The following is a 6,052-nucleotide window of genomic DNA, read 5'->3' as shown; positions in this document are numbered from 1 at the left end:
CCCAATCGACACGTCAGCCCAGCTCACAGCCCCGCACATCGACAACGCAAAGACCCTGGGTGCACCGGCTGGCGAACTCGGTGATCGTGCTGGACGAGGTGCAGGCGCTGCCGCACGCCATGCTCGCCCCGATCCTCGATGGACTGCGGCTGCTGGTGCGGGAATTCGGTGCGACCGTTCTGCTCTCCTCCGCCACGCAGCCGAGCTTCTGGGCGCTCGACGAGTTCAAGGACGTGCCCTGCACCGACCTGATCCATGACACACCGAAGCTGGTCAGTGATCTGCGTCGAGTGCGGTACGAGTGGCAGCTCGACCCGAAGCCGACGCTGACCGACGTCGCCGAGCAGGCCGGGTCGCAGTTGGCGGCGTTGGTCGTGGTCAACACGACCGCGGACGCCAAGGTGGTCTTCGAACGGTGGCGTGAGACCGAGCCGGCTGGTGTGGCGTGGCATCTGTCCACCCGGATGTGCCCGGAGCATCGTCGGCGGGTGCTGGAGGAAGTGCGAGCGCGTCTCAGTCGGGGTGAACGCGTCCTTCTCGTGTCCACTCAGCTGATCGAGGCTGGGGTGGATGTCGACTTCCCGGTCGTGTTCCGGGCGATGGCGCCGGCCGACTCGCTGCTCCAGGCAGGCGGGCGAGCCAACCGTGAAGGGCGGATAGCGGAAGGCGGGCGGGTGGTGGTGTTCGCGCCGGAGGACGGTGGGCAGCCGCCCACGTACAAGACGCTGGTGGGTTGCACCGGGCGTCAGTTCGGGCCGGACAAGGCTGACCCGGATGATCTGGAGGCGCTCGGACGCTTCTACCGCAACGTGTACGACCTGCTGAATCTTGCCGATGGCCACCATGTCGGGCAGCGCATCCAGCGGGCCCGGCGACGCTGGGAGTTCGAGACGGTGACCGACGGGCCGATGGATGCGAGTACCAGGCGGCGGGATCGGAAGCTGGCGTTCCGAATGATCGACGACGACGGGATCAGCGTGGTGACGCCACAGGGCGCGGCGACGCCTGAGCTACGGCGTGAACTGGAAAACGTGATTGAGGATCTGCGGCGCGCGCCGGTACCGGATCTTCTGAAGCTGCGGCAGTTGCAGGCGTACACGACGAACCTGCACCCGAGCGCCCTTCGTCAACCCGGTGTGATGGCGCTGCTGCGGCCGATTCTCGGCGGCGAGGTGCGGCGGGGTGCGTTGGTCGAGTGGGTCGGTGAGTACGACGGCGCTACTGGCATCAACCTCGACCCGAATCTAGAGCAGTTTCTTTTCTGAGCACGGTCTCTGGCGCCAGTTGAGGAGAAACGCGATTCCTCTTCGCGCTACTGTTCGACCGGGATACGGTCGCCAGGGGGCGCCGGGGCTGCCTGCCGAAAGTGAGTCCTGCTCGGGACCGCGGGGACGCATTTTCCCGAGCGAATCGTAGTCAGCTTTCTGACAGTCTTGCTACGACCAATACCCGAGGAAGTTCAGATAGCCTGCCAACGCGCTCGACGGCAAACTGGGCGCCCTGCGGTGCCTCGTGGTGCTGAGAGTCGCAACCTCGGATATTGATCGAGACCTTTTGTGCCCTCCGGCTGGGACTGAACGTTGTGCATTCCTGGCCGGTTGATGGCTGGGCCAACGGGGAGCAGGTTCTGATGATCTGTCGGCCGGCTTTTGTCGTACCGGCAGTAGATCCTCGCTCCTGCCGTCCGAGGCGATTGCGGACGCCCGTGGTTCAGCGACGTAGACCGTTGTTTGGTTGGCTCTGGTACTGGGAGGGATTTGTGCTGTGACGATGGATGTGGTCAACGGGTTGACTCTGCGGCGGAGCGCGGAAGGCGATCTTCCGGTTGTGGTGCAGGTCAGTGGCGAGGCGGCGTTGTTTTCGCGGCCGGAGTTGAAGGTGGAGCGGGTCAGTTACCCGGTGATGACACCGTCGGCTGCGGTGGGTGTCCTGGAAGCGATCTTTTGGAAGCCCGAGATGCAGTACCGGATCGTCGCGATCGAGGTACTCAAGCCGGTCCGGCAGTTCTCTGTGCGACGTAACGAGACGTCTGATGTGGCACCGTTGGCGGAGGCGATCAAGGGCGTCCGTCGGGTGGACACCGCCGCGCACCGCGATCAGCGCAACGCTGTCTGCCTGCGTGATGTGGGGTATCGGATCCACGCGCACATCGAGCTGGCGGCGCACGCGGACAAGTCGGTCGCGGCGTATCGAGACCAGCTTCGGCGGCGGGTCCGCAAGGGGGCGTGCTTCCAGCGGCCGTACCTCGGTACTCGCGAGTTCAGCGCCGAGTTCGGTTGGCCGGATGACACCCCGCGGGCGGATGTCAACGAGGAGATCGGCATCATGCTGCACTCCATCCACCGCGACAGTGGGCCTGGTCAGCCGCGGATGGAGTGGTTCGCCGCGCGGGTAGTAGCGGGGGTGCTGTACGTGCCCGAGCGGGGCATCGAGCTGACGCTGCCGGAAGGACAGGTGGCGTAGTGCTGCTGCAGAGGCTGGTGGAGTACGCCGACACCAGTGAGGACGTCATCCCGGCCTTCTACGCCCGTAAACCGGTGCGGTGGAGTCTGGACATCGACGGCAATGGCGTACCCCGAGGCGGTTTCGTCAGCACGGCGGACAAGGACGACCCGCAGCGGCGGTTCGGCACGCCGCGCCTGGTGCCGGCGGTGACGCGTACCGTCGGGATCTCGCCCGCCCTCGCGGTCGACAACGGCGAGTACGTCTTCGGCTGGTTGTCCGAGGGCGCCAAGCCGGAGCGGGTCGCGAAGCAGCACGACGCCTTCCGTGCGCTGATCGCCGAATGGGCTGCCGCCGAGCCTGACGGCCTAGGGCCGGCGATCGTGGCCTTCTACCGCGACGGGCACGCCGCCACGCTTCAACCACCGGCGGACTGGAGCAGGGGCGACCTGATCGGTCTATCGGTCGACAGTGTCTACGCGGCAGACACCGGCGCGGCGCGGCAGTACTGGGCCGGGGTGGCTGGCGACCGGAAAGGTTCGGGCCGCTCCGGTCTGTGTCTGGTCTGCGGGCAGGTGCAGCCGCTGTTGAAGACCGTGCCGCAGCAGATCCCCCGCCGCTGGGTGCCGGGCGCCACCCAGAGCGCGTCGCTGGTCAGCATGAACGAGGCCGTGCACGGCTACGAGCTGCAGAAGTTCCTCACCAACACCCCGATCTGCGCGGACTGCGGCCTCAAGTTCATGACGGCGATGACCGACCTGCTCTCGAATCCGGCGCACAGCACCGCCCTGTCCGGGCAGAACGCCCGGCTTGCCTGGTGGGTGCTGGGTGGGTCGACCTTCGACCCGTGGTCGACCGTCGAGCAGCTGGACCCGACCCAGATCCGCAACCTGCTGGCCGGTCCGGCCGGGGGAACGGAAGCGACGGTCGACGAGTTGTCCCGGTACTGCTCGGTGACCGTGGGCGGCAACGTCGCCCGGGTCGTCGTGCGGGACTGGGTCGAGCAGCCGATCAGCCGGGTGAAGGAGAACATCCGGGCCTGGTTCGACGACCACACGATGGTCGACGCCTGGACCGGTGACGTCGCCACGGTCAAGGTCTCCCAGCTCGCGCGGGCGGCCGGGCGGTTCGAGGCGGGACGCAACGGCGGCCCCGGAACATGGACCAACTTCGGGGGGAAGGGGGAGCAACGACCACCCGATGTGTTCCACCGCCTGCTCGGTGCCGCGCTGCTGAGGCGGCCGTTGCCGCCGAAGATGCTCAATCACGTCATCAATCGGATCCGTATCGATGGGCGGCTCGACGCGGCTCGCGCTGCACTGATCCGGCTTGCCCTTCGTCGGCACCCGAACCTGCCCGAGCATGAACGAGAGAGGCTGACGCCCACCTTGAACGTGGAACACAAGCAGCCGGCCTACGTGTCCGGCCGCATCTTCGCCGTCATGGACGACCTGCAACGGACCGTGTTCCGGGTCGCGGACCAGAAGCTGAACACCACCTTCGCCGAGCGCTACTTCGGCCGAGCGATAGATAACCCGCAGGTCGTCATCGTCTCCGGACGCCGCAACGTGCAGGCGTGGCTCAAGCGGCTGCGCGGGCCCCTGCACCGACCGAACTGGTCGGAAGCATACGAACGGCGGCTCGACGACCTGTTCATCCAACTCGACGCGATTCCTACCGGGGCGGTGCTGGCCGACAAGGCCCAGTTCATCCTCGGCTACCACCAGCAGCGAGCCGAGATGAGGACCGAACGGCTCGCAGCGGCCGCGAACAAGAAGAAGACCGACCTGCCCATCGAGCCCGCCGACGTGGCGCCGAGCACCATCGACGAAGGAGACGACGCATGACCGCCGCGCACCTCGACCCGACCCGCCGCCACGACGCCGTCCTGCTGTTCGATGTCAGCGACGGCAACCCCAACGGCGACCCGGATGCCGGTAACCAGCCGCGTACCGACGACGAGAGCGGACAGGGTCTGGTCACCGATGTGGCGATCAAACGCAAGATCCGCGACACGGTGTCGTTGCTGCGCGGCGACGACCCCCGCTACGGCATCTTCGTCGAAGCCGGCCACGCCCTGAACACCCGGATCGAGGCGGCGTTGAAGGCCAACCCGGGTAAGGCCGACGAGGCGCAGCGGTGGATGTGCGAGCACTACTTCGACATCCGGATGTTCGGCGGTGTGCTGTCCACCGGCAAGGGCGGCGGCGCCGGCCAGGTCCGTGGCCCGCTGCAGCTCACCTTCTCCCGCAGCATCGATGCGATCCTGCCCACCGACCACACCATCACCCGAGTCACTCAGACCCGCCAGGAAGACATCAACAAGGGAGAAAGCACGGAAATCGGCTCCAAGTGGACCGTCCCGTACGGCCTCTACCGGTCGCACCTGTTCTACTCCGCTCCCCGCGCCACGAAGACCGGGGTGACCAGCGACGACCTGGCGGCGCTGTGGCAGGCCATCACGGTCATGTTCGACCACGATCGGGCCGCCACCCGCGGCGAGATGAAGCTGTGCGGGCTCTACGTGTTCAGCCACCCCGACCCGCTCGGTGTCGCCCCTTCGGCAGCCCTCACCCAACGCATCGCGCTCGACCGAGTCAACCGTGAGAAGGCGCCACGCGCCCACACCGACTACACCCGCACCATCAACGAGACGATGCTGCCCGACGGCGTGGAGCTGACCAAGCTGGTTGACCTCTGGCCGTGACCGACGATCACCCGCCGGGCAGCGGCACCGACCTGCGGGAGGTGCCGCTGTCCGCGTTGGAGCACTACGCCTACTGCCACCGACAGACCGCGCTGATTCACGTTGAGGGCGTCTGGACGGAAAATGTTGCGACAGTACGCGGCGACCTCAGCCACACCACCGTCGACCTGCCCGGCATCCAACGACGCCGGGGCCTCACCGTGATCCGATCACTGCCGGTCTGGAGCCACACCCACGGACTTCGGGGCATCTGCGACATCGTCGAGTTCGAGGACGACACGGCGACACCGGTCGAGTACAAGGTCGGACGCTACAAGCCCGGCGGCCCCGCCGAACTGCAGCTCGGCGGGCAAGCACTCTGCCTTCTCGAAGCTGGCTTCACCGTGCCCACCGGCTACATCTACTCCGTCGCCGAACGTCGCCGACACCCCATACCCATCGACGTCGACCTGCTCGACCGGGTCGTAGCCGCAACCCTGGCCGTACGCCGGCTGCTTGAGAGGGCGGTCCGCAGTAGCTTGATCTGATCTATGCGTTGCGCCCGGTTGGAGACCTTCTGGCGGGTTCGCCATGGATAGTGGCTGGTCGATCTGTGGAATGTGAGTCCTGGTCGTGACCGTTCGGGCTGCTGCGGCGTTAGCCCGGTCATGGGTGATCGGAAGCGGTATCCCAGTGACGTCACCGACGAGCAGTGGGCGTTGATCGGGCCGTTCCTGCAGGTGTGGAAGGCCAAGCGGGTCGCGGTGTCGGTGTCAGGTCGACACGGTGACTACGACCTACGGGAGATCGTGAACGCGATCTTCTACCAGAACCGGACCGGTTGTCAGTGGTCGTACCTGCCCCACGACCTGCCGCCGAAGTCGGCCACCTACTACTACTTCGCCCTGTGGCGTGACGACGGCA

The 6,052-nt window shown here is 66.6% G+C and carries 6 protein-coding genes; all 6 read left to right on the top strand.

Annotated elements, in window-relative coordinates; translation table 11 throughout:
• Positions 1-1,265 (top strand): CRISPR-associated helicase/endonuclease Cas3 (locus ACFHWY_RS27875; RefSeq protein WP_416583226.1); only part of this gene is annotated, 1,265 nt, incomplete at its 5' end.
• 511 nt (positions 1,266-1,776) lie between these two features.
• Positions 1,777-2,463 (top strand): type I-C CRISPR-associated protein Cas5c, encoded by a 687-nt coding sequence (gene cas5c / locus ACFHWY_RS27870; protein WP_416583227.1) that lies wholly within the window; start codon positions 1,777-1,779, stop codon positions 2,461-2,463.
• Positions 2,463-4,289, top strand: coding sequence for a type I-C CRISPR-associated protein Cas8c/Csd1 (gene cas8c / locus ACFHWY_RS27865; protein ID WP_416583225.1), 1,827 nt, complete (start codon positions 2,463-2,465; stop codon positions 4,287-4,289). The genes cas5c and cas8c overlap by 1 nt, the downstream gene beginning before the upstream one ends.
• On the top strand, positions 4,286-5,149 hold the full coding sequence (gene cas7c, locus ACFHWY_RS27860; RefSeq protein WP_416583224.1) for a type I-C CRISPR-associated protein Cas7/Csd2: 864 nt from the start codon (positions 4,286-4,288) through the stop codon (positions 5,147-5,149). Before cas8c ends, cas7c begins: the two co-directional genes overlap by 4 nt.
• Positions 5,146-5,676 carry a CRISPR-associated protein Cas4 gene (gene cas4 / locus ACFHWY_RS27855; RefSeq protein WP_416583223.1) on the top strand — a complete coding sequence of 177 codons (531 nt, stop codon included), beginning with the start codon at positions 5,146-5,148 and terminating at the stop codon, positions 5,674-5,676. Before cas7c ends, cas4 begins: the two co-directional genes overlap by 4 nt.
• A 120-nt stretch (positions 5,677-5,796) precedes the next feature.
• Positions 5,797-6,052: transposase (locus tag ACFHWY_RS27850; protein ID WP_416583222.1), on the top strand; the 256-nt coding region annotated here is incomplete at its 3' end.

This window comes from Micromonospora sp. LOL_024 (genome assembly GCF_048060415.1).
Classification (GTDB): Bacteria; Actinomycetota; Actinomycetes; order Mycobacteriales; family Micromonosporaceae; genus Micromonospora.
The sequence above is the reverse complement of the archived record's forward strand: the minus strand, read 5'-3'. Positions and strand labels throughout refer to the sequence as shown.

Coding starts and splice junctions, on each gene's coding strand:
- cas7c (WP_416583224.1), top strand. CDS start 4,286: ATGACCGCCGCGCACCTCGACCCGACCCGCCGCCACGACGCCGTCCTG.